The 1,214-nt window shown below is 50.7% G+C and carries 1 protein-coding gene; it reads right to left on the bottom strand.

The window, feature by feature from the left end; all coding sequences use genetic code 11:
- Positions 1-114: 114 nt before the first annotated feature.
- Positions 115-1,035 (bottom strand): HNH endonuclease, encoded by a 921-nt coding sequence (locus AS93_RS20695; RefSeq protein WP_155956169.1) that lies wholly within the window; start codon positions 1,033-1,035, stop codon positions 115-117.
- Positions 1,036-1,214 lie beyond the last annotated feature (179 nt).

The raw sequence follows: 1,214 nt of genomic DNA, 5'->3' as shown, positions 1-1,214 counted from the left end.
GACCGAGGACGAGCTGATGGCGTTGCCGGCGTCGGCGCTGGATAAGCTGTTGGGGAACACGCTCTGACCGCAGCGTTACCTGATAAGCCCGCCTCTCGCGGGCTTATCAGGTTCTTAAAGCCCTGGCAGCGGGTAGTAACCTAGAACTCGTGTTTGATATTCAATCCAGTCTTTTTTGTGTCCCCACGGGGCTATGTAATATTTGCCGTTCTCTTCAGTTATCAATGTCCTGATTATCATTCGGGTACTGCAAATGTTGCAGTCTATTTCGGTGTCATAATAATTTCCGCTGCGGCCAACGACCTTGAATTTATCAAATGGCCACCCATTGAACTCCATGAAGAAAGGGTCGATATCATTCTCTTTAAAGTAGCTTGGGGAAAAGAATTCGATTCGTTTCAATCTGTCTTTGTTGCTGTCAGTAATGTGCAGTAAATAATTCCAGTAGCTATTCAGAAAAGCTAATTTTGGATCATCTTGTGCGACGGGGGAAATTTCATGGGAGATGGCTGCCTTTGACCCCGTAAAGTGCTGCCAGTATGGTGCCGTACCTCGACCTTTTTGGGGTGCCGGCAGAATTGCGAACCCATCCCCCTGCGAAATAATGCGGTATCTGGTGACGTCAGGCGTCTTGTCTATGCAGTTTGGGCAGGTGCCAGGGATGAGATGGTGTTCAATATCAAAATATTCCCCTCTTATGTCTATGATGTGGTGAGTGTGCGAGTCATATACAATGCCATCGATCCCTGGTGCCTGGATGTTGATTTTATTCTGGATTAGATAATCCCGAGAAAAGAAGCGGACTTGCTCGCTTCGTTTGTCGTAGTCCTTTGCCATCGCTACTCGAATGTACCGATCAAGAAACTGGATGCGAGGGTCTTGCGTTGGTTGAGCTGCCGCCTTTTGGGCTTGCGCAGGGGCGGGCGGGGCTGTTTTTGAGGGGACGGGCTGGCTACGGGTGCAACCTGCCAGGGCTGCAATTGCGAAAAGAACTAGCGTAAAGGTAATGTTGCGTTTGGGTTGATGTAAAATCATTTCCGGTCCTGCTATTAAATTCCCAATTACTCGTGCGGCTGCTCGGCCGCAGTCCATATTATATCAAATTGCTACCATCATGATCGAGCGCGCCGCCGCCGCTGGCCGGGGAGGGCGACGAGCGCCTGGACATCAACAGCATGACCGAGGACGAGCTGATGGCGTTGCCGGCGTCGGCG

It is taken from the genome of Pseudomonas sp. RL, assembly GCF_000647775.1.
Lineage (GTDB): Bacteria > Pseudomonadota > Gammaproteobacteria > Pseudomonadales > Pseudomonadaceae > Serpens > Serpens flexibilis.
This window is presented reverse-complemented; position numbering and strand designations above follow the sequence as displayed.

What these genes read in the sequence shown, in the direction of transcription:
- AS93_RS20695 (WP_155956169.1), bottom strand. Translation starts at nt 1,035, where the DNA reads ATGATTTTACATCAACCCAAACGCAACATTACCTTTACGCTAGTTCTT.